This window comes from Paenibacillus azoreducens (assembly GCF_021654775.1).
GTDB classification, from domain to species: Bacteria; Bacillota; Bacilli; order Paenibacillales; family Paenibacillaceae; genus Paenibacillus_AQ; species Paenibacillus_AQ azoreducens.
Genome location: NZ_AP025343.1, coordinates 5,905,963 through 5,928,605 on the forward strand (window position 1 = coordinate 5,905,963; position 22,643 = coordinate 5,928,605).

Genomic DNA, 22,643 nt, shown 5'->3' on the forward strand with positions numbered 1-22,643 from the left:
CATTATTTGGTATTGATCAACTTCTGGTTTTCCTTCCATTTGTTAGGCGCTGCCTTGACATTTGCCTGGATAACTTCCTCAACAGTCTTGCTTCTTGCGGCTATCGCCGCATAGGCATCGATTCCCGGACTATCCGTGATAGCTTGAGGAGCATAGATTAGGGCCACTGTTTTATATTTGTTCGTAGCTTCTATTGCACTTTTGGTAAAATCACTGATGTTAAGACCCTCAACCGAATACGTGAATGCTCTCGAAGAGCCTGTTAGCTCCGTAAACCTGCGATTTGCTTCTTCCGTTGAAGAGAATTGCAGAAATTTCTTTGCTGTTTCGATATTATTCGATACGCTTGGAATTCCGCCAAACCCGGAAGTTAGCGATTCGAGCACAGGCTCATGCACAACGGCATCTTTCGCAGGAGGAAATGGCATCATTTTCATTTGAAACCCTTCCGGAATAGAGTCTTTCATTTCATTCTCCAACCAAGCGCCATTTAGTATCATGGCTGCTTTGCCGCGTAAGAACTCCATCTGCGATTCTGTGTGATTCAACGCTAACGTGCCATCAAGCATCCACTTATCCTTAAACATCTGATCAAGCAATGTGAACGTCCGTTTGAAAGCGGGATCTTCATATAATCCGGGAATATCCGCCTCGGTAGGATTCGTCAATTTTTCAATGAATTCCGGGCCGCCATACTGCAAGTATGAGGCGTGTCCAAACGGAAATAGATAGTACGGGTATTGACCCGGATATATCAGTGGGGCAATCCCCTTCGCTTTGATCTGTTCGGCCAACTGCTCAAGCTCTTCCCAGGTGCTTGGAAAATTCCAGCCGTTGTCCTCAAACATCTTTACGTTGTATATAATGCCTTGCGATAATTGCGCCAAAGGAACGCCATACTTCTTGCCAAAGACATCCATTGACTTGTCCGTGGAATCCGTGATCTTCTCTTCAATCGTCTTGCCATCAGGCAGCTTCTCATTATACATATCCGTTAGATCCACAAGCTTTCCCGCGGGCCCCCATTTTCTCATTAAGGAGTCGTCCACAAAAACGACATCCGGCACATTGGTATTCGCTTCGATTCGCGGCTGAATAATATCATTCATCTTCGGATTGCCTTCCAATTCAACCGTCACATTCTGATTTTCTTTCTCGAATTCTTCCTTCAGCCATTTAAACCACGCATCTCCGTACCCTCCTTGGAAAAACGCAACCTTAAGCGTAACCTTCCCTCCATTGTTTTCGCCTTCTTGAGGCGCTGCAGTTGAAGGCTCCTTGCCACCGGACGATCCGGAACAACCTGCCAACAATCCGCTTGCCATAACTAGACTGAGAGACAAAGTTATCAATCTTTTAAACATAAACGCAGCTCCCCCTTATTTTTAGAAACGCCTGTCAGATTAAACCGAAGAAATGTAATCGGTTACATATTTTAGTCTGAAAATTTCTTATTCCTATCATTATTCGGCTATGTTCTTAATACTCTATCTGCAAACATATCCATGATCCTGACATCATCAATCGATAAACAAACATGCACATTAGGCTGACTAACGTGGCTCTCTCCGAAGTGAGGTTTCATACTGTATGTCATCCCTCTTGTATGTTCACCCTTCGTCTCGACCTGAACAGACCTCAGTTCGGCTACCGCCAAGCTTCTATCAATAAGAAGTGCAAATGGAATGGCATCGAACATAATAATCGGGCGGTTGACGCCTACGGATTGCCAACGCTTAACAAGACGCGCCAGGAAACTCATTTGTTCAGTACCATGGCTTAAGAAAGTCTCAACTGCTTGATCTGTATCGTAAGTTAAATCCAAACAAACCTCGAGGCCTGCTGCGGTTAACGGTATACCTGAACGGAACAATATATCCGCTGCCTCCGGGTCGCTAACAATGTTGTACTCTCTGTAATGAGCGCTGTATTCTCCCCCCATCAAAATGATTTCTTTTACATTGCGGATGAATTCCGGCGAACGCTCAATGGCCAAGGCGAGATTCGTCATTGCTCCGATGGCTACAATCGTAATTTCACCGGGGGCTTTATTGACGAGACGGATCATCAGATCTGCCCCATCCACCTCGGAAACTACCGGAAAATCAGCTAGCTCCTCGCCGTACTGATTGGGATATTCTTCGCGCTCACATTCGCCTGACAGCGGTGTTTGGGCTCCGGCGGCGACAGGAATATGATCCAGATGGTATAAATGAAGCAATGCGCTGGCAATCTTGGCTCTTAGGTCCGAGCGCATGCCTACCGTTGTAATGCCTTCGATCTGGAGTTCAGGAGAGTTGAGCGCCATTGTTATTGCCAACAAATCATCAATGTCTCCGCCGATATCAGTATCGATAATAATTCTGTTCACTACCAACGCACCTTCCCGCAAGCCGTTTCTCAGATGTTGTATTCATGCTTTCAATCACGTCTCCCTATTCTTAATTTCATTGCAACTGCAATTGCTATTTCTTTAAGCTCATTTTATATTTAACTCAAACAATAAACTATAATTGATCGGCTAAATAGTATCATCAAACGTGCTTCACTATTGAAAAAATATTTTCTGTCGCAAGCATCTGCTTGGAAATTATGTCTGAGAGGAATGTAAATCAATGAACTTCAGCCTTAATTTTCTTCAGTTTTATTACCTTCCTATGTCCGCTTCACCTGATTTTCATAAGCACGGGTGCTTTGAGCTGGTCTACTACAAAAGAGGAACCGGGCATACGAATATAGGCAGCAACCGATATGAATACCGTCCCAATACATTTGCAATCATACGCCCGAATATGCTGCACGATGAAAAGCATGACGAGGACACCGAAGTTTTCTTTATCGGGTTTGATTATGATGATATCCCGATAAGTCTGCCGAATGGCGTTTTTGACGATGGACCCGATCATCATATTTGGCGGCTGCTGCAAAATATGAAGGTCGAATTCCTGGCGAAAAATAATTTCCACTCGTTGATGCTAAATCTTATTGGCAGTCAATTAATGCTGGAGGTTTGCAGAATTCCGCAAATCAGCTCGGGGGAACTGGAAAAAGAGGATCGCATCATATACGCGATTAATTTTTTGAAGGAAAATTACACGCAACCCGTACAGCTGCAGCACTTGGCTGAATTATCGGGATACAGCTTTGACCGCTTCCGACATGCATTCAAAGAACGAACCGGTCTTTCGCCGATGAATTACATTATGTTAAAACGCATAGAAAGATCCATCGAGCTGTTATGTAATACACGCTTGAAGGTATCTGCGATAGCCAGTGAATGCGGCTTTGCGACTCCTTCGCAATTCAGTTCAATGTTCAAGAAGCATACCGGAATAACGCCTAAAGAATGCCGGGCAAATCCTCAGGCGCTGCCAGCAAAACCGATATTCTCCGAGGACTGACGACACTTCGTAAGAAAAACGTCTATCGACGTACTCTCATAGAAGACAGACCGCGTTTAGCGGTAATTTTTCTTGCGATATAAGGATGCGAGATCTCCGAAGTTTATACTTTCTTATATCTTAAAAAAACCTCCGATCTGTGCCTGATCGGAGGCTTTGAATTTTCAAATTCCCAAGCGCTTTATTCCCTGCTCTGCTCCATCTGCGGAACGACTGCCTGATGCAGGGCAATGTCCAATTCTTCCGTATATTCGTGGCGTTGTTCCGGCGTCCAGCCGAGAGCGGTAGCCATGAATTCAATGACGGGCTGCTTCCATTCGCGCACCCATTGAATGTTGAAGAAAAGCGCTCCCGTACGGCGAATGAAAAAGTCTACCGGTCTGATGGTCATTTCTTCGTCTATGGCGTATAGGAGCGGGACAAGCACTTCCAGCGGAAGTCCGCTTTGCATTGAATTCTCCCGATTGCGTTCCGCAAGTTCGAAGATGCGGTCCACGTTAGAGCCGTAGATGCGTGCCCATCGCTCGGCGAGCGCAGCGTCTAAGCCGCGGCGAACGCCTTCCTCTCTTTTCTTCTGAACGAAATGCGGGAATGCATCGGAGCCGCCCACATGTCCACCGGAAATCGGCATGTTCTTCGTCTTCGCCGCCACGAACGCCAAGCCTTCTTCTTTGCTCAGCAGTTGTATGACTAAGTCGACGATCGTTTCGGCCATTTTGCGGTAACCGGTAAGCTTGCCGCCTGCAATGGTAATCAAGCCGGAAGGGGATTGCCAGATTTCGTCCCGGCGGGAAATTTCGGATGCGTTTTTCCCTTCCTCATAGATGAGCGGCCGCACGCCCGCCCAGCTCGATTCGATGTCTTCCGCAGTAAGCTGAATGGTCGGAAACATGTAGCGTATCGCAGCCATAATATAATCGCGGTCTTCCTTCGTCATGACAGGCTGGATAGGATCGGCCTTATAGAACGTATCCGTGGTGCCTACATATGTCTTGCCGTCGCGCGGAATCGCAAATACCATCCGCCCGTCCGGCGTGTCGAAGTAAATCGCCTGCTTCAGCGGAAATTTCGACTGATCGATAACCAGATGGACCCCTTTGGACAGCTGAAGATGCTTCCCGGTCTTGGATCCGTCTTTGCTGCGGAGCTCATCAACCCAAGGCCCTGCGGCATTAATGATTTTTTTTGCCCGGAATTCATACCTTTCCCCATCCAATTGATCAACCACTCGCACACCGACGATCTTTTTATTTTCATACAGGAATGAATCTACTTTCATATAATTCAATGCCTTTGCTCCATTGCGAACCGCTTCCTTCATGACTTCAATCGTCAGGCGCGCGTCATCCGTGCGGTATTCCACATAATAACCGCCGCCCAGGAGCCCTTCCTGTTTCAGCAGCGGCTCGCGATTCAGCGTCTCCTGCATCGGCAGCATGCGGCGCCGTTCACTGCGTTTGACTCCGGCAAGGAAGTCATAGACGCGCAGGCCGATGCCCGTGCTGAATTTCCCGAACGTGCCGCCGCGATGAAGCGGCAGTAGCATCCATTCGGGCGTCGTCACATGCGGGCCGTTCTCATAAACAATGGCGCGCTCCTTTCCGACTTCGGACACCGTTTTGATATCAAATTGCTTCAAGTAACGAAGCCCGCCATGTACCAGCTTGGTTGAACGGCTGGAGGTTCCTGCGGCAAAGTCCTGCATCTCGAACAATGCCGTGCGCAGTCCTCTCGTCGTCGCATCCAAGGCAATCCCGGCCCCGGTAATCCCCCCGCCGATCACAATTACGTCAAGGGGTTGTTCCCCTATAGCTTCTACAATCGATTTGCGTTTTGCAGCTGAAAATGTAACTGTCATCCGATTAACCTCCCTCGTCATACAGACGGTATAAAAGTGAGTATGCAGCGGTCTCAAGCAGACGGGACAACCGTCAGCAGGCATGTTCCATTCGCCCGCTTGAATCTCTTAAACAAAAAAACCGCAATAACACCTAGGTCATAGACCAAAGTGCAATTGCGGTTTCAAGATTCTCCAACCGAATTTAAATATTAACTTATTTAAAATTGTAGCATATTTCCTCTTTTATTTAAATACTTTAGTTGCCTCAATTGCTTTGCCCCAGCCGGCGTATAATTCATTGCGCCGCGTTTCCGACATGGACGGGGTAAAGGTGCGATCAATGCTCCACTGCGCCGCGATCTCGTCCCGGCTGTCCCAGTACCCGACGGCCAGGCCTGCGAGGTAAGCGGCTCCAAGCGCCGTTGTTTCATACACTTTCGGGCATTCCACCGGAACGCCAAGCATATCGCTCTGGAACTGCATCAGGAAGTTGTTCTGAATCGCTCCGCCATCTACGCGCAGTTGCGTAAGCTCGATAGAAGAGTCGGCCTCCATTGCGCTCAGCACGTCTTTGGACTGGTACGCAAGGGATTCCAAAGTGGCGCGAATAAAATGTTCTTTGGATGTCCCGCGCGTCAGGCCGAATATAGCCCCTTTAACCTCGCTATCCCAATACGGCGTACCCAGTCCCACAAACGCAGGAACGACATACACCCCGTCCGTCGTATCTACCTTGCTTGCGTACTGCTCGCTGTCCTTCGACTCTTTAATCATGCGCAAACCGTCTCGGAGCCATTGAATGGCAGAGCCTGCAACGAATACGCTGCCCTCGAGCGCATACTCCACTTTGCCGTCGATTCCCCAAGCGATCGTCGTCAGCAGGCCATGCGAAGATTGAACGGGCTGTTCGCCGGTATTCATCAGCATAAAGCATCCGGTGCCATACGTGTTCTTGGCCATGCCTTCTTTGAAGCAAGCCTGCCCGAACAAGGCCGCCTGCTGGTCGCCGGCGGCGCCGGCAATCGGAACTTCCTCGCCGAAGAAATGGTAATCGACCGTCTTGCCGTAGACTTCGGAAGACGACCGCACTTCAGGAAGCATTTGCTTCGGTATCGTAAGCAGCTCCAGCAGCTCGTCGTCCCATCTCAACTCGTGAATGTTGTACATGAGCGTACGCGAAGCATTGCTGTAGTCGGTAACATGCACTTCGCCGCCGGTAAGCTTCCAGATCAGCCACGTGTCGATCGTGCCAAACAGAAGCTCTCCGCGTTCCGCTTTTTCCCGGGCTCCGGGAACGTTGTCCAGAATCCATTTAACCTTCGTGCCCGAAAAATAGGAGTCGATAAGAAGCCCTGTTTTGGAACGGAACAATTCGCTGTGCCCTGCAGCTTGCAGCTCATCGCAAATGGACTTCGTCTGTCTCGATTGCCATACGATCGCATTGTATACCGGACGGCCCGATTCCTTATCCCATACGACGGCCGTCTCGCGTTGGTTCGTAATGCCGATGCCCGCGATTTGGCTTGGTTTCACGCCGGATTCAATCAGGCAGGTCGCGATGACGGCGAGAATCGTTCCCCAGATTTCCTGGGCGTTATGCTCTACCCAACCCGGTTCAGGAAAAATCTGAGTGAACTCCTTCTGGGCGACGTGAACGATATGGCCTGCTTTATCGAATAAAATTGCTCTGGAGCTCGTTGTACCTTGATCAAGAGACAAAATATATTTTTCCATCCGAAATTCCCCCACTTAAGTATTATTGACATATATGAATCATCATTGCTTGATTATACTGACTTTCTGCAATTCAATAAAAGCCTTGCATCAGGCGTTTACATCGATACGCTGCGGTTTGCCGATTTCCCGGAGAAGAGCAGCGAGATGACGAGAATCACGACCGTTATTCCTGCCACGATCCAAATTGCGGCGTCCGATTGACCTAAAAACACATTTTTGTAAAATAACGCTCCAAGCGAACCGCCGAGCAATGGCCCAACGACAGGTATCCAGGCATATTTCCAATTGGAACCGCCTTTGCCCGCGATCGGAAGCAGCGCATGCGCAATTCTCGGCCCCAAGTCGCGCGCCGGATTGATCGCATATCCCGTCGTTCCGCCCAGAGACAAACCGATGCTGACGATCAGAAATCCGACGATGAACGGGTTCAAACCATCCGCAAACTTGTTGGCACCGATAGCCAAAATGCCGAGAACCAAGATGAACGTTCCGATCATCTCGCTCATTAAGTTGGAGAAAGGATGATATACGGCCGGACTTGTCGAGAATACGCCCAATTTTGCTCCCGGATCCTCCGTTACCTTCCAATGCGGCAAATAATGCAGATACACAATAACGGCTCCGATGATGGCGCCAAGCAGTTGAGCAGCCATGTATGAGGGTACGTCAGCCCAAGGTAATTTCCCAATCAGCGCAAGTCCCAAGGTAAGCGCCGGGTTGAGATGAGCTCCGCTTATCGAGCCTACGGAATACGCCGCGATCGCAACAGCCAGGCCCCATCCCATCGTAATGACAATCCAACCTGAATTCGCCGCAAAAGATTTTTTAAGCGATACTCCTGCACACACGCCTCCGCCCAGTGCAATCAGTATCATTGTTCCAATTAGCTCGCCCCAAAACGCTGACATAGAGACCCCTCCTAAACTTTATGAATGCTAAGAACACAAAGAGACCTACATCAAGTAGGCGCCTTATCTTCCCAGTGCAGGAAAGACGGGCACGTTTGAATGTAGATCTCCAAGTCTCCATAACATTATTAACTTGATTCAAATTTTATTTAAATTTGTAAACGTTGTCAATCACTTTTTTTCAAATTCTCTCCACAAATTTTTGTTGGAAGTGGTAACCGCTTCGGCGCCCGCTTGCAAAGCGAGTTCCACATCCTCTCTTGAAGAGATGAATCCTCCCGCCAGGATCGGCAGGTCCGTTCTTTCCTTCACTTTGCGAATAACGCTCGGCATGCCGCCAGGCAGTACTTCGATAACATCCGGCTGCGTGCTCTCAAGCAGCTTGCAGCTCTTTTCCAATGCGCTGTTGTCGATTAGAAAAATACGCTGCACGGCGACGACGCCTTTTTGCTTCGCCTTTTGAATGACGCTGGACTTTGTGGACAAAATCCCATATGGTCGATACTCCTGGCAAAGATACTCGGTCGCATGTGCGTCGCTCTGAAGGCCTTGTATCAGATCGATATGCAAGAATAACTTTTTATTCGCTTGATGCACCATGCTGCATGCGTGCTTAAGCTGGGAGATATGGACATCGAGCAGCACCAGATACTCGTACGATGACGATATGGCCTTCTCCAAATCTTTCATTTGCCGCGAGGCAGGTAAAATTCGCTGTTGATAGAAATTCATATATTTAGGCCCCTTTGGTCAAACTATCCAATACTTTTTTTATGAATATTGTGTTAGACGTACACCCAAATAGTAAGTGTGATTATAATCATATGCAAGCCCTTTTATGTTTTATTCAACATTTACGAGGAAAAATTTGGTTGATAATTGCGTATATCTGTAATAATTAAGTTGCTACTTCAGCCCCCCCATTTGGTTTAATATGGATTTTGACCGCAGAATAAAAAATGATAGGAGGAGGCATGCCCATGAGCGAAGCGTTTATTCTGTTTTCGCCATCGCATCTCCTGGCACTTTTGGTGCTTGCTGCCGCTTCTTTCCTGCTTTATGTTTTCAGGCACTTTTTCCAAACCAGGCATCTTGCCAAATCAATACTCCGCTATGGTCTGGCCCTTTTGCTCGCCGCCTCGGAAGCCGTGCTCGATATATGGAATATCGCTTCAGGGACGTGGAGCCCGCAGTATACGCTGCCGCTGGAGTTATGCAGCCTGACTTTGCTTCTGTCGATCGTCATGCTGCTGACGAAAAGCCGGATTTTGTACCAAATCCTGTTCTTCGCCGGGATCGGCGGCGCTTTGCAGGCTTTGATCACGCCCAATCTCGCTTACGCCTATCCGCATATCCGTTTTTACCAGTTCTTTATCGCCCATATCCTGATTATTCTGGCATCCCTGTACATGACCTGGGTGGAGAATTATAGGCCCACTTGGAAATCGATTGGACTTACAATGATTTTTTTGAATATCGCCGCCTTGCTTGTCGGAATAACGGACTATTTTCTGGACGCCAACTATATGTTCCTGATGCATAAGCCGTCCACCGCCTCCATTTTGGATTGGCTGGGTCCGCATCCTCTTTATTTGTTGACCGAGGAAGGTATTGCCCTGCTGATTTTTGCGGTAATGCAGCTTTTGTTTTTCGTGCTCCCGGAAAAATTGTCCCGGACGGGCAATCCGCGCGGCCAATCGGCAATTTAGGACCCGGAGATCCTAGGAAGGCGGTTGCTCATAGAATAGCGGCGATCCGCTCCTTTTATTGTTCATTCAGACTGGAAGAACTATAATAGACGATGAAATATATCGGATTAGTATGATATAGAATCCAAAAGGAGCGCTGCCAACATGACGCAACCGAAAGTCGTACAAAATATTACCGAGCTCATCGGCCAAACCCCTGCTGTCCGGCTTCACCGCCTGGCGGGACCGGAGGATGCCGAGGTATACGTCAAACTCGAATACTATAATCCCAGCGGAAGCGTGAAAGACCGGGCCGCATTCAACCTGATCGCGCAGGCGGAACAAGACGGGCTGTTAAAAAACGGCTCTACCATCATTGAGCCCACCAGCGGCAACACCGGCATCGGCCTGGCGATGAACGCCGCAGCCAAAGGCTACCGCGCCATCCTGGTCATGCCGGACAATATGACGAAGGAACGCATTAATATTCTGAAAGCCTACGGCGCCGAAGTCGTGCTGACTCCTGCCGCCGAACGCATGCCGGGAGCCATTCGCAAGGCTGAGGAATTAAGCCGTGAAATTCCGGACAGCTTCATTCCCCAACAGTTTGAAAACAAGGCCAATCCGGACATTCACCGCAGAACCACGGCTCTCGAAATCATTGAACAGATGGATGGGCGACTCGACGCTTTTGTCGCAACGGCCGGAACAGGCGGCACCATAACGGGTACAGGCGAAGTTTTGAAGGAAAAGATTCCCGGTCTTCGCATCTTTGTTGCGGAGCCCAAAGGATCTCCGGTCCTCTCCGGCGGCCAACCCGGGCCTCATAAGCTGGTCGGTACAAGCCCGGGGTTCATTCCGCCGATCCTTAACACCGAAGTTTATGATGAGATTTTCCAGGTAAGCGATGAAAATGCGATTGAAACGACGTGCAGACTTGCGAGCGAGGAAGGCATTCTGGTCGGCCCCTCCTCCGGCGCAGCGGTATGGACCGCGCTTCAGGCAGCCCGCCGTCTGGGTTCCGGCAAACGGGTTCTCTGCATCGCTCCGGATACGGGGGAACGTTACCTTAGCATGGGGATTTTCTAAGCCAGCCTGTAAACGTTGAATTCCATGAAGGATTTCAATATATGGCTATAAAATGATCCATCATAATGCATCTTTTTGACCTTGTTGCCAATTATTACGCATCCTATAATTCATTGTGTGACAATACATGCACAACAAGGCAGAACAAATTCAAAAAGATGAGGTAGTCCCACATGAGAAAATTGTTAGTATGCACGTTAGCTATCATGCTAGGTTTAGCTGCGTTTATCCCTGCTGTCTACGCTTCTGAAGTCCGAGTATCCGTGGACGGGCGTGATGTACAATTCCCGGATGAGCACCCATATGTCGACCAGAGATCCAACCTTACGATGGTTCCGCTTACTTTTGTATCCGATAAGCTCGGAGCTGCTACGAAATGGAACGGAAAATTAAATCAAATCACGATCTCGCATCACCGTGACACCATTATTTTGGCGATTGGCGATAATCATGCACTGGTGAATGGAAAAAGAGTAAACTTTGAAGGGGCGGCAGTGCTCAAAAACGGTCGCACGATGGTTCCGCTGCGCTTTATCAGTGAAGTCTTGCATGCGATTGTGGATTGGCAGCCCGCGCGCAATCTGGTGAGCATTGTGACTTCAGTGGCCAGTGTTCCGAAAGGAACATGGATATGGGACAGTTCCATCCTGAAGCAGGATCAAGATCAGATCATAAGCTTCGCCAAAATGAAAGGCGTTACATCTATTTACCTTCAGGTTGACAGAGATATGGATCCGGCAATATACGAGAGTTTTATTCGAAAAGCGAAGAGCGAAGGAATTCGAGTGGAAGCGCTTGAGGGGCGTCCCGAATGGGCCAATAAGTCGAAGCAGGAGGATATTCAAAAATTCATAGCGTGGGTTAAAACCTACAATTCCTCTGTTAGCCCGGAAGCAAGCTTTGCGGGACTGCATTTCGATATTGAACCTTATTCGCTAAGCGGATGGACGAAGGACAATAAGACGATCCTTGAAAGCTGGATGAACAATTTAAGACTGATCGAGAAAGAAACCAAAGGGAGCGGCTTGAAAATTGCCATGGACGTCCCGTATTGGCTGAATACGATTAAGGTGCCGGGGAAGGATTACAGTATGAGCGCATGGCTGCTGGAGAAGTTCGATTGTCTCGTCATCATGAATTATCGGAATCATGCGTTAGGCAACAATGGAATTGTAGAAAATGCGCAGGCCATGCTGAGAGAAGCCTCCACGCTGAAGAAGCAAGTGGTTGTTGCCGTAGAAACGGCCAAAAGCTCAGAGGGTCCGCGGATCTCATTCTATTCCATGAGCAGCGGGGCGATGGAAAAAGAGCTGCAGTCCGCCCACAATCAATTAACGCGCTACGCAAGTTATGCCGGCTTTGCCATTCATGAGTTCAAAAGCTGGCAGGACATGAAATAAGAAGCTGCTGATGTTCATCAATCCGGCTTGTCAGCCATGGGAATTTCCCGACAACAAATGCTAACAAACCAACCCAGTACCATAATCGGTGCCGGGTTGGTTTTCACTTGATATGCCGTTGCAGCGCGCCCGCATTCCGCTCCGCTGCCTGTTCGGTTTCCTTCACTTTTTTCAGCTGCGCCACGATAATGATGCTGATCACCACCAGCAGGAACCAAGAGCTGATTTTCCCGATATGCACGATTCGCCAGGCATGGTCCTGATCAGGGTACTGCCACGCGCCGAAGAAGGTTGATATATTTTCCGCAATCCAGATAAAATAACCCCACAAAGTGGAGCCTATGCTTCGATGCTTATTCCAAATACTTTGCGGGGACCCCCAAAAAAACTTATAAATTCTATACTGCTAAAAAAGCCGATCAGCACGTAAGACAATACCATCGGCATCCGATAGGTCTTCCCCGCCACATCGAAATACACAAAGGTTTTGAAAAAGATGATAAAAAGCAGCAGCGTAAGCCACCAGCGCAAATCCCACACAAAATGATCAGTGAAAAAGTTCAAATAAATCAAAATGCTGATCCCTACCGTCCATACGGCATGCGGCCAATTCCGGATCCTGAGATTTAAATTCCGCCAGGCTTGGCAAATATAGCTCGCGACGCTCGCATACATAAAACCGCTGTACAGGGGCACGCCGCCGACTTTGCTCCATGCGTTCTCCGGATACGCCCATGATCCCATATGCACCTTGTACAATTCGAGCAGCAGGCCGATGATATGAAACATGCAAATAACCTTGAATTCGTCCCAGGTCTCGAGCATGAACAGCAGCATCAGCACCTGTGCCAGGATGCACACGAGCAATATAAAATCATATCTGGGCATAAAAGGAATGTGCAGCAGCTTCGAAGCGGCCAATGTCAAAAAAATCACCGCCGGGAAAATGCAGGAACGGGCCTGCTGCAAACCAAACACGATGAATCTATGAAAGGGACTGACCCGCTTATCCATACTCTCCTCCATATCATTCGCGCAAAATAAAAATCCGCCATCCCGAAGAATGACGGACCCTGTTGTTTAAGGAATATATTGCTGGATAATTTTTACGACCTTGCCGTCCTGGATTACCAGGTGATACGGAAAGTTCTTCATATCCATCAATTTGTTGTTATTCATAATCGCCACATATTTATCCAGCGAAACAGGTTCGTTCCAGTTGATTTGGATGCCTTCGTAAGTTCCGTCATGATCGTAGATCTGCATCAAAACCTGTGCATCCGGCGCAACTTCGTAGGTATGTAGCGTCTGGTCATCATTTACGATATAGTAGTTGTCAGGAGCCCCGCCCAATTCTTCAAAGGCTTCTTTTTCGCGTTCCTTGAATTTTTGGTCGGCGGCGGCGCCTTCATACCATTCAATCGGATCGGCTTTAATGGTCAGGTGCCCATTGTCATTGTGTATCGAAGAAATGAATGCTGTCACTGTATCCTCGCTCGTAGGAACCGGTGTATATTCTTTTTCAGTTCCAATAGCGCTGGCCGATGTAATAAAGCCCAACAAAGCGACGATCATGAGGGTAGCAAGCAGTGTGATTTTTTTCATTGAAGATTTCCCCTTTATGGACAATGTATTTCTTCTTCATATCATCCATTACCCTGCTGAGTGATTTTCCAAACGAGACCGGTGAAAAAATCTCTGAAAAAACTCCACCCGGGCGTGGTGATCTTTATAGCTTTACTATAAATCATCAATCACGCCAAATCGTCACAATAAGGTTACAACCACATCAAAATGTTGTCATGATCGATACGCTTTCATTACGCCCCGCTTCTGCCGCTCTCCAGAATCTCCCTCAAACCGGCCAGTTCATGAATTTCGTATGTCGGTTTGATTCCAGTGGTGTTGGGAAGACGGTTCGGGTTGTACCAGCAGGTATCGATTCCTGCATTGTTGCCGCCCTGAATATCCGAGGTCAAGGAATCGCCGACCATCAGCATGGCTTCTTTTTCGCTACTTCCGATTTGGGAAAAGGCATGTTCGAAAATACCCGGATGCGGCTTTTGATACCCTGTATCTTCGGAAACGATCACCGCTTCAAAGAAATCCTTCAGCTCCGAACGGTTGATCCGTCCGAACTGTACTTGTTTGATGCCATTGGTGACGACCGCTATCCGGTATCCGGCATCCTTCAAATATTGGCAAAGCTCGAGCGCCCCGGCCAGCACAAATGACTGCTCCGAGAGGGACTGGATATACCGGTCGCTGATTAATCCGGCATCTTCGCTTAGCCCCTGCTCTAGGCAAAATCTGCGAAAACGTTCCACGCGCAGTTCGGCCGAACTGATCTTCCCTTGCTCCAGTTCCTGCCACAGCCCATGATTTATGCGGTTATAGCAATCGGTGATCGCCGTATCCTCCGGATCAAGGTTCATGCTTGAAAGCACATATGACAATGCCCGCGACTCAGACATTTTAAAATCAAACAACGTTTCATCCAGGTCCAATAAAATCCATTTGTAAGACAAACTGCAAGCCTTCTTTCTATGTAAAATAGAGTCCCATACGCTACATTTTTCTCTTCAAAACGGCGATGACGTCCCGGGACTGTCCCTGATTCACGCTGGTGTCAAAACAGGAGACCAGTTCCCAGCCTACGCTGCCGTAACTGTTCAACAGATCCTCAAATTCCGCTTCATCCACTTTTCCGCCCAAAAAACCGCCCGTTTTATATTTTAACGTTTTGTATTCCCATTTCTCCATAGGATATCCCTCTTTCCCTTTTTAATATGGATCTTCCGCAAGAAACTCCGACACCCAATGATAACACCGCTCAAGCTCCTCGTCATCCACCAGCTCGGAACGATGCTCGAATTGGATTTTCGCGTTTGGATTTTCTTCCTTGATGATTTGAAGATATTCGGCAATTGGCGCCCATCCATCCTCCTGCCGCTGCTCCGGCAGAACCGGATAACGCAGTTTGATGAAACCTTCGCCGAACTGCAAATTCCATAAGTGAATGACCTCGGCATATTTGGCATATTTGCGCATAACCGGGACGGACCGAAATGAAGGATCTCTTTTTTCTTGCAAAAACAGTCTTCCCGTATCCAGGCAAAGCCGGATCAAATCGTATTTCTTCAGCAGCTCTTCCAGCGCATCCGAGGCATAAACATACCGGTTCAGAGCGTCAAACTCCAATACGGGAACAAACCCGTACTGCCTGCTTCGTTCGGTCATCCACACAAAAAGCTCTTCCGATCGCTGTGTGAACTCTTCGAAAGCATACTCGCTTTCATATACATACTCCCGGGGGCTGCTGAAATGCCACTTGCTCCAGTCCACGCAGTCATCCAAAATAACCGGCTTCGGATAATGAAACAAAATATATGCGGGCCTCAGCCCCAAACGATAAATCGCTTCCAGCTCCTCCAAGGCAGATTGAAACGCCTGATTCCTTTCGTTCTCATCCGAGGCAAGAAAAAGCGCGTCGCGGATGACGAGCCCCCGATTACGGAGCGGAAAATGAATGCCGATCTGAAAGTCATGTTCCTGCGCGGCCATCTTCAAAGCAAAAATATCTTCTTCCGATTGCAGCAGGCAAGCTTCAATTCCATAGAAACCTTTGCGAAAATCCCGTTCGAATTTACGAAAATCATACGAGCCATATTGCCCGATCAAGAACCGATTCATACTCATTTTTTGTCCCACACCACAATAAACAGCGTTGCCAAGGGGCCGAACAGAAGCGAGATCAAAAACCAGTTCAGCCCGCTCCGGTTTTTCCCTTGGGCAAGGCCGGCATTAATCAATGCAAGTGTTCCCCAACCGACAAAATAACCGCCCGTTCCATATTCCATAACGAATAATCCCTCCTAAAAAGATAAAGCCGCTGTCATATTCCAAAGATGACAACGGCCATTCTATCATCCCCCAATAAATTGTCAAACCAAGTCAGCAACCCCTGCTTACGCGGACACGGCTCCATTTTCGTAAAAATGATGCGTGTTTTACCTGAAATATTCTAATATAGTTTATTGCGTTGAGATTTTTCTGCGAGGTAGATATCCAGCGCCTTGATCGCCCGTACGGCAAACCGGATAAATAAAATCATGCAGGCAATGCCCAAGCCGGTAAGACATAATGAAATGATTAAAGGAAAAATTCCGATAAGCCCCATTCCAATTCCTGTTCCAACATTCATTTCTTCATCCTCCTTTGTTTAGCCAAAACAATTACCCACTATTTTACACGAAATCCTGATTCAGGAGTATAAAAAATGCAATTCCTCGCGCAGGGCAACGTTTGCCGCTATATGCGGCGAATATCTCGTTCAGATAATCAAAATGCCCGTTTTCGGCGGAACCGAAAGCCCGGGCATTTCATACAGCGCTGTAAGCTTGTATATTAAGCTCTGTCTGTCAAATTTAAAACGATTCTTTCAAATAAAACGGTTTGCAGCTGTCTTCAAAATACCCTTCCAGCCCTGAGCTGCCGTTTAGCTCAATAAATTCTACCGGCGGGAACGGCACCTGCACGGACTCAGCCACTTTGCCGGCCTCGGCGATAATATCATCCCCTTTGCCGATATAGCTGACAGCAATCAGGGTGCGCGGCGCCTGATCGGTGCGCGGATTAAATACCTGGGCGTTATAAGCGCAGATCACGTTTTTCAAACGTTCTTCAAACACTTTGCTGAGTTCGGCAAGCAGCTCGGCAGGCGGCTCGGCAGGCTGGCCGATCATCGTCTGGGTATTTTTTTCGATCACGTAGGATTCCTGAGCATTAAAGATGGAACCGTTCAAAATCGATTCGATTTCCCCCGCGCTAAACTCCTTGCCGAAAGGAGATCCCGGATTCAGCAGCAGATCCGCGCCTTTGGTCAACTGAAAGAAATGCAGCGCATGAATTTCCAAATATTGCACCGGCTCCTGAATAAAAGCCTGCATGCGGGGAAGCGAAGAAAAAATCGGTATGTATCTTTTTCCGTCCATTTCAACGCTAAGCAGTTGAACGGATTGACCGGCGGCAAGTTCGCTTTTTTCTTGGATGGGGTCTGCCCCGCCTTGGATCGTATAAATTTGGGAATTGCGGAGTTCGCGGTAAAAGTCGGGTCTGGCGGAAGGCTCATTCATTGCTTCTATAAGCTTCTCCTCCAGTGTATTCATGGGCTCGAAAGACATGATTGCTGCTCCCTTCAGGAAAGTATCGGATAAAGTAGTCCATTACAAGTAGTGTACCTCTCTTTGGCGATCAACAAAAGTCCCCGTCCCATTTTTATAAGAGAACGATTTCGCGCAAAGCTTCTTCTAACGTTGGATATTGGAAAGAGTATCCTGCCTGCTCCAGTCTCTCCGGAATCACCCAGCGGCTTTTGAGAATCAGCTCGGTTTCGGTCTGGATCATAAGCGCTCCCATTTCCAGGAGCCATGCCGGGGAGGGCAAACCGAAACGCCTGTTCATCGACTGCCGAAGCTGCTGCATCAGCTCCCGGTTACTCAGCGGATGCGGGGACGAAACGTTAAATACGCCGCTTAGCTCCGGCAGGTCGCGCAGAAACAGGATAATGCCGAGGATATCATCGATATGAATCCAGCTGAACATTTGGTTCCCGGGTCCCTGCGCGCCGCCAAGCCCGAATCGGACCAGATTTTGATACGGAATCATGACCCCTCCGCCCCGCCCCAAAACGATGGCGATTCGCAGGGCGACTTGACGGGTATGCGGAAGGGAGAAGGAGAAAAAGGATTGTTCCCAAGCCTTGGCCACATCCACCGAAAAACCGGAGCCGATTTCCCCCTCCGCTTCCGTCATCGGACGATCCTCGGCATGACGGTATATGGTGGCTGTGCTGGAATTGATCCAAAGTGCCGGGGGATGCTTGCAAGCCAAAATCGCTTGTCCCAATATCCGGGTCGTTTCCGTCCTTGAATTCATAATTTTGTCTTTATTCCGCGCATGATATCGGCAATTGACGGACTTGCCGGCCAAATTGATAAGCATATCGGCATGTTCCAGCGCCTCGCGGATACCTTCCCGATCTTCCCAGGAAATATAACCCGCCTGTCTGGAAATGATCCGCACCTCATAACCAAGTTCTTCGAATTTATTTTCCAGATACGTTCCGATAAAGCCGGTTCCCCCGGCAATGACGATTTTCCTTATCAATCCTGCCTTCTCCCTTCCGCCCGGAGCCGGAACATTACTTGAAATTTTCTTTGATTTGATCCTGCGGGTCCCACTTCGACCAAGCCGCTTCCAGCAAGTTGCCTTCCGGGTCCCGGAAATAAAAATATTTGGCTTCTCCTTCGCCGAGTGTATGCAAATCCTCAACCGCAACTCCTGCGCTCTTCAGCTTATCGTATGTATACTCAATGTCGGCACAGTTTAGAGCCATGATCGGGAACGGATTGCCGTTTCTCGAAATCTCCAGCGGACGTTCGTCGCGGGTTTCGATCAACAGCAGCGCTATCGAGTTCAAATGCGGATGATGAAGCACAGCCAGTAGGGAACCGCGGTCTTCAAATTTGTTCATGAGCTTGAAATCCAGATGCTCCGTATACCATGCCACGGATTCATCGATCCGGGTCGTTGGCACGTACACATAACCGATACGCAAAAATGAAAAGGGCTTACTCATAGATAAAACCTCCCAATGATTTTTAGGAAACTTATGGCGTTACATGTCATTTAATCGAAGCGCTTTGAAGTTTTTCATTAAATATTGAATTCCGGATACTAGCGTCATACATACCGCAAGCAGCATCAGAACATCATCTATGCGAATGGCGTTAATCCATTGGAGCGGGATATTGCTCAGCAGAACGGCAATGATGGCAGCCACCTGCAAAACCATCTTCCATTTCCCCAGCTTGTCTGCGGCCAGCGCAATCCCTTGGGCGGAAGCGATCATGCGGAGTCCTGTAATCACAAATTCACGGCCAATCATAATGACTGCGACCCATGAGGCAATCATATCCGCTTGCACCATCATAATGAGCGCGGCGGAAATCAACAGCTTATCGGCAAGCGGGTCAAGCAATTTCCCCAAATTGGTGACCTGGTTATACTTTCTAGCGATATAACCATCCAGTTTATCCGTTCCCGAAGCAAGCACAAAAAGGACAATGGCGATACACAAACCATAATCGTTCATAAAACGAATCAGCCCGCTGGACTCGGCCAGCCATTCCGGCCATTTTGCAAAAAACAACATAAACAGCGGAATAAGCGCGATCCGCGCCAAGGTGATTCGGTTGGCAGTATTCAATGAGACACCAACTCCTTTCATTTCAACAGGCGTGCTTCATGATCATGCATCTTGCAATGGATTTTTTACTTATGATCCCGATTCCCGACCACTCAGTCATCATGTTTTTCATTTGAAGCACGTTGGTCACGCATGGTCCACTCGCTATAAAACTGCTGCAAAAACAGCTCCATAAACGCATGCCTTTGCTCGGCCAGCTCTCTGGCGTAAGACGTATTCATCAAATCTTTCAGCTTCAGCAGCTTCTCATAGAAATGATAAATGGCCGATTTGTTGTTTGACCGGTAATCCTCCTGCGCAAGCACCTCGTGGCTCAACTCGGGATCATGAATGATGCGGCCCTTGGCTCCCGAATAAGCGAAGGTGCGGGCGATCCCGATGGCGCCAAGCGCATCCAGTCGGTCCGCATCCTGGACAACCTGGCCTTCCAGCGTCTTCATCGGCGGGTTCCGGCCTCCGTTATAGGACATGGTCGAAATGATTTCCATCACATGGTCAATCAAGCCCGATTCAGCCGTATGCCCGCGCAACCAGATGCGGACCTTTTCCAGTCCGGCTTCTTTGCTATCATTCAGCTTCTCGTCAGCCACATCATGCAGAAGCGCAGCCAGTTCGCATACGACGACATCCGCCTGTTCCTTCCTTGCGATTTCCAGCGCCGTATTCCGGACGCGTTCAATATGCCACCAGTCATGGCCGCTTGCTTCTCCTGACAATACCTCTTTTACAAAATGCTCCGCCTGTTTTATGAGTTCGGACTGTTGCGTCATACACGGCCTCCTTTTATATTCCCGCTGAAGCGGTTATTAATTTTGCTAACGAAACCTGCAATCGTTATTTGGGCAAAATGAAGCTGCTGGATTTCCTAACGAAACTGGCAATCGTTATTGGTCATCATTGAGGTGAGAAAAGCGATATTTTGCATGAATAACGATCCTGAGTTTCGTTAGATTTGATTAGGCTGCGATTTTGCGGCAATTGCGCTCCCCAGTTTCGTTAGCGATATAACCCAGGCAACCAGCCAATACGCCCTGTACCAAACGGCTTCAAAGCTCCTAAAACAAAACCCGGCATAAGAATAAAAACGCTTATCTTAAACCGGGTCGTAGTTGTCTATTTTCAGTTTCGTTTCCATGATTATACCTCAGGATTGAATGCAGATAAAAGCCCCCAACTTCCACCTATGGAACCGGAAAAACCAATGCCGCCCTCAAGCCTTGCCCCTTGTCGCTCTCCAGAATAAGCTTGCCGTGATGGGCCTTGGCAATCTGCGCTACCATAGGCAGTCCAAGCCCATGTCCCTGCCGGGCAGGGCGGCTGCGTCCTGCCGTATACGGCAGCAAAACAACTTCGGATAAATATTCCTTTGGAATTCCGGTTCCGTTATCCGATACGATAAATTGATTCCAATCCCCATCATCGGACTGTGATGTTTCCAGCACAATCTCGCAGCCGCCGGGATTATGACGGACGCTATTCTGCACCAAATTTGTTACTGCACGGTATAATAACCGCTCATCCCCCATCACCTGCAGGCTTTCATCTGTAACATTCAAGGTGATCGTGTAGCAATCTTCCAGACCATTGTTCAGAAAATCGGATGCCACCTGCCTTGCCATTACCGACAGCCTAATCGGCTTCAAATGCAGCGGCTGCATCTCGTATTCGAGCATGGATACAAGATTGAGGTCGCTTACCAGAGAACGCAGCCTTTCGCCTTGGCGGCGGATAATGGACGCCTGCTGTTTCTGTTCATCGGGCAGTTCCGGCTGTTCCTCCAATTCGCTGGCATATCCCAAAATCATGGACAGCGGCGTGCGTATATCATGGGAAATCCCGGCAATCCAATTGGAGCGCGCTTCATCTCTGGCTATCAGAGCTTTGTTTTTCTTTTGCAGCATATCGGATGTCGAATTAATGCTTTCCGCCAGCTCGCTGAGAATCCCCCGGGTATCGACATGAACCGGTTTCTCTTTGGCCAATGCATGAATTCCTTCAAGCAGAGGTTTTAAAGAACGGAAAAGCCGGGTGCCAAACAGTACGGATACTAAAATCGCTAAAGCTATATTGCATACGAGCAGCAGCAAAATTCGGACGGGAAGCGATCGCAGCCAATCCGCACGGACATCGAATTGATATTTTCCAAACGTATTTTTGGGATAACCGACGACAAGCAGACCATCCTGATGTTCCCATACATACACCGGATATTGTTTTAAAAAGTAACGCGAAAATTTGGCCGCATCAATCACGTTATACGACCGGGGAATTTCTTCGGGAATCCGTTCTCCCCACCGCACTTTCCCGTCCGCATCCACCAGCATCATCCAAGCCTGATTTTCATCCAGCAGATTTCTGGCTGCCGCATTTAACGTATATTTCCCGCTCCTGCCTTCAAGTCCTTGAGAAATTTGCTTCACCACGGATTCCGGCGACGGCTCGTCGTGAATCTCCTTAAATATAAGAGAACTTAATAAAATCAAATTAATGATAAGCAGCAGTACGGCAAGCAAAATCGTCAGTCCGACATATCGCCGCAAAATGCGGATAATGCCATCCATTAGCGGGACTCCTGCGCCAGAAGTTTATAACCGAGGCCCCGAACGGTGAGCAAAAAAGCCGGTTTCGAAGGGTCTTCCTCTATCTTCTCCCGTATTCTCCGCACATGCACCATCAGCGCGTTTTCGTATCCGAAACTGTCGTCTCCCCATACGGCCTGGCATAAAGCGTCGCTGGTGACGATGCGGCCTTGATTTTCGTAAAGTTTAACGAGAATGGCATGCTCTTTTGCGGTTAACGGAAACTCTTTGCCGTCCCTGCTCACCATTGCGCTCTCCAAATGGATCGTTTGATTCCCAAGCCTGAACACCGGAAGCTGCTCGCTTGCGTTAGAGGCATACACCCGCTTCAAAATGCCCGTCAGCCGCAAAGTCAGTTCCTTCGGCAAAAACGGCTTGACGATATAATCATCCGCTCCAAGCCCGAGTCCAAGCAGCCGATCCTCGTCTTCGCCGCGGGCAGACAGAAACAAGACAGGCATGTCCGAAAAAGACCGCAAGGTTGACAGCAGTGAAAAGCCGTCCCCATCCGGCAGCATGACATCCAGAATCGCCACATCCGGTTTTTCCGTTCTGGCGACGGACAACCCTTGCGCGAAACTCCCCGCCTTGTAAATTCGAAAGAATCCTTCTTTTCTTAAAAACCGTTCAATCATCTCCCTGATTTCCGGTTCATCGTCTACAATCAGCACTTTTTTATTTTTTAACGTATCCAATTCACATCACCATCTTGATTATACATGAATCAACTT

General features: G+C 48.5%; 23 protein-coding genes and 1 pseudogene. 4 read left to right on the forward strand and 20 right to left on the reverse strand.

From position 1 onward, the window contains the following. Positions 1-2: 2 nt before the first annotated feature. Both L6442_RS26150 and L6442_RS26155 read right to left on the reverse strand, forming a co-directional pair. The gene (locus L6442_RS26150) at positions 3-1,364 is read right to left on the reverse strand and encodes an extracellular solute-binding protein (RefSeq protein ID WP_212977111.1); all 1,362 of its coding nucleotides are present in this window, start codon (positions 1,362-1,364) and stop codon (positions 3-5) included. Positions 1,365-1,471: 107 nt separating this feature from the next. After that, a complete protein-coding gene (locus L6442_RS26155) occupies positions 1,472-2,371 on the reverse strand; it encodes a nucleoside hydrolase (RefSeq protein WP_212977112.1) in 900 nt (299 codons plus the stop codon). A gap of 244 nt (positions 2,372-2,615) precedes the next feature. Between L6442_RS26155 and L6442_RS26160 the strand changes: the two genes are divergently transcribed. Then, a complete protein-coding gene (locus L6442_RS26160) occupies positions 2,616-3,401 on the forward strand; it encodes an AraC family transcriptional regulator (RefSeq protein ID WP_212977113.1) in 786 nt (261 codons plus the stop codon). A 181-nt stretch (positions 3,402-3,582) separates the two neighbouring features. On the opposite strand, the gene L6442_RS26165 is transcribed toward L6442_RS26160, so the two are convergent. The 4 genes from L6442_RS26165 to L6442_RS26180 all read right to left on the reverse strand — a co-directional run bounded on the left by L6442_RS26165 (position 3,583) and on the right by L6442_RS26180 (position 8,618). Further along, positions 3,583-5,259 carry a glycerol-3-phosphate dehydrogenase/oxidase gene (locus L6442_RS26165; RefSeq protein ID WP_212977114.1) on the reverse strand — a complete coding sequence of 559 codons (1,677 nt, stop codon included), beginning with the start codon at positions 5,257-5,259 and terminating at the stop codon, positions 3,583-3,585. Between the two features lie 225 nt (positions 5,260-5,484). Beyond that, complete coding sequence (glpK, locus tag L6442_RS26170) at positions 5,485-6,975, reverse strand: glycerol kinase GlpK (RefSeq protein WP_194234223.1); 1,491 nt, start codon at positions 6,973-6,975, stop codon at positions 5,485-5,487. Between the two features lie 98 nt (positions 6,976-7,073). Beyond that, the gene (locus L6442_RS26175) at positions 7,074-7,886 is read right to left on the reverse strand and encodes an MIP/aquaporin family protein (RefSeq protein ID WP_194234222.1); all 813 of its coding nucleotides are present in this window, start codon (positions 7,884-7,886) and stop codon (positions 7,074-7,076) included. A 171-nt stretch (positions 7,887-8,057) separates the two neighbouring features. Continuing rightward, positions 8,058-8,618: a glycerol-3-phosphate responsive antiterminator gene (locus L6442_RS26180; RefSeq protein ID WP_194234221.1), complete on the reverse strand. Its 561-nt coding sequence runs from the start codon at positions 8,616-8,618 to the stop codon at positions 8,058-8,060. Between the two features lie 248 nt (positions 8,619-8,866). On the opposite strand from L6442_RS26180, the gene L6442_RS26185 reads away from it, so the two are divergent. The 3 genes from L6442_RS26185 (at position 8,867) to L6442_RS26195 (ending at position 12,063) form a co-directional block, all read left to right on the forward strand. Then, positions 8,867-9,595, forward strand: a complete 729-nt coding sequence (locus L6442_RS26185; RefSeq protein WP_237100093.1) for a YwaF family protein — start codon at positions 8,867-8,869, stop codon at positions 9,593-9,595. A gap of 144 nt (positions 9,596-9,739) precedes the next feature. Continuing rightward, on the forward strand, positions 9,740-10,663 hold the full coding sequence (cysK, locus tag L6442_RS26190) for a cysteine synthase A (RefSeq protein WP_212977116.1): 924 nt from the start codon (positions 9,740-9,742) through the stop codon (positions 10,661-10,663). A 173-nt stretch (positions 10,664-10,836) separates the two neighbouring features. Further along, the gene (locus tag L6442_RS26195; protein ID WP_212977117.1) at positions 10,837-12,063 is read left to right on the forward strand and encodes a copper amine oxidase N-terminal domain-containing protein; all 1,227 of its coding nucleotides are present in this window, start codon (positions 10,837-10,839) and stop codon (positions 12,061-12,063) included. Positions 12,064-12,166: 103 nt separating this feature from the next. Here L6442_RS26195 and L6442_RS26200 read toward each other — a convergent pair. From L6442_RS26200 to L6442_RS26265, 14 genes and pseudogenes are all read right to left on the reverse strand, one after another. Then, a pseudogene (locus L6442_RS26200) lies at positions 12,167-13,077 on the reverse strand (DUF817 domain-containing protein). Positions 13,078-13,143: 66 nt separating this feature from the next. Further along, a complete protein-coding gene (locus tag L6442_RS26205) occupies positions 13,144-13,668 on the reverse strand; it encodes a hypothetical protein (protein ID WP_212977118.1) in 525 nt (174 codons plus the stop codon). 215 nt (positions 13,669-13,883) lie between these two features. After that, positions 13,884-14,591 carry a YjjG family noncanonical pyrimidine nucleotidase gene (locus tag L6442_RS26210; RefSeq protein ID WP_212977119.1) on the reverse strand — a complete coding sequence of 236 codons (708 nt, stop codon included), beginning with the start codon at positions 14,589-14,591 and terminating at the stop codon, positions 13,884-13,886. Positions 14,592-14,631: 40 nt separating this feature from the next. Then, a complete protein-coding gene (locus tag L6442_RS26215; protein ID WP_212977120.1) occupies positions 14,632-14,826 on the reverse strand; it encodes a DUF4177 domain-containing protein in 195 nt (64 codons plus the stop codon). Positions 14,827-14,847: 21 nt separating this feature from the next. Then, on the reverse strand, positions 14,848-15,762 hold the full coding sequence (locus tag L6442_RS26220) for a sugar phosphate isomerase/epimerase (RefSeq protein ID WP_306436663.1): 915 nt from the start codon (positions 15,760-15,762) through the stop codon (positions 14,848-14,850). Beyond that, positions 15,759-15,923 (reverse strand): hypothetical protein, encoded by a 165-nt coding sequence (locus L6442_RS26225; RefSeq protein ID WP_194234213.1) that lies wholly within the window; start codon positions 15,921-15,923, stop codon positions 15,759-15,761. Before L6442_RS26225 ends, L6442_RS26220 begins: the two co-directional genes overlap by 4 nt. Positions 15,924-16,087: 164 nt before the next feature. After that, the gene (locus L6442_RS26230; RefSeq protein WP_212977121.1) at positions 16,088-16,267 is read right to left on the reverse strand and encodes a hypothetical protein; all 180 of its coding nucleotides are present in this window, start codon (positions 16,265-16,267) and stop codon (positions 16,088-16,090) included. Between the two features lie 223 nt (positions 16,268-16,490). After that, positions 16,491-17,246: an enhanced serine sensitivity protein SseB C-terminal domain-containing protein gene (locus tag L6442_RS26235; RefSeq protein ID WP_212977122.1), complete on the reverse strand. Its 756-nt coding sequence runs from the start codon at positions 17,244-17,246 to the stop codon at positions 16,491-16,493. A gap of 94 nt (positions 17,247-17,340) precedes the next feature. Then, a complete protein-coding gene (locus tag L6442_RS26240) occupies positions 17,341-18,231 on the reverse strand; it encodes a TIGR01777 family oxidoreductase (protein ID WP_212977123.1) in 891 nt (296 codons plus the stop codon). Between the two features lie 34 nt (positions 18,232-18,265). After that, entirely contained in the window at positions 18,266-18,703 is a 438-nt protein-coding gene (locus tag L6442_RS26245; RefSeq protein ID WP_212977124.1) for a VOC family protein, read from the reverse strand. Positions 18,704-18,742: 39 nt separating this feature from the next. Continuing rightward, positions 18,743-19,333: a CDP-diacylglycerol--glycerol-3-phosphate 3-phosphatidyltransferase gene (gene pgsA, locus L6442_RS26250; protein WP_212977125.1), complete on the reverse strand. Its 591-nt coding sequence runs from the start codon at positions 19,331-19,333 to the stop codon at positions 18,743-18,745. A 92-nt stretch (positions 19,334-19,425) separates the two neighbouring features. After that, complete coding sequence (locus L6442_RS26255) at positions 19,426-20,103, reverse strand: HD domain-containing protein (protein ID WP_212977126.1); 678 nt, start codon at positions 20,101-20,103, stop codon at positions 19,426-19,428. A gap of 411 nt (positions 20,104-20,514) precedes the next feature. Then, a complete protein-coding gene (locus L6442_RS26260; protein ID WP_212977127.1) occupies positions 20,515-21,894 on the reverse strand; it encodes a sensor histidine kinase in 1,380 nt (459 codons plus the stop codon). Further along, positions 21,894-22,607 carry a response regulator transcription factor gene (locus L6442_RS26265; RefSeq protein WP_212977128.1) on the reverse strand — a complete coding sequence of 238 codons (714 nt, stop codon included), beginning with the start codon at positions 22,605-22,607 and terminating at the stop codon, positions 21,894-21,896. The genes L6442_RS26260 and L6442_RS26265 overlap by 1 nt, the downstream gene beginning before the upstream one ends. Positions 22,608-22,643: the final 36 nt, after the last annotated feature.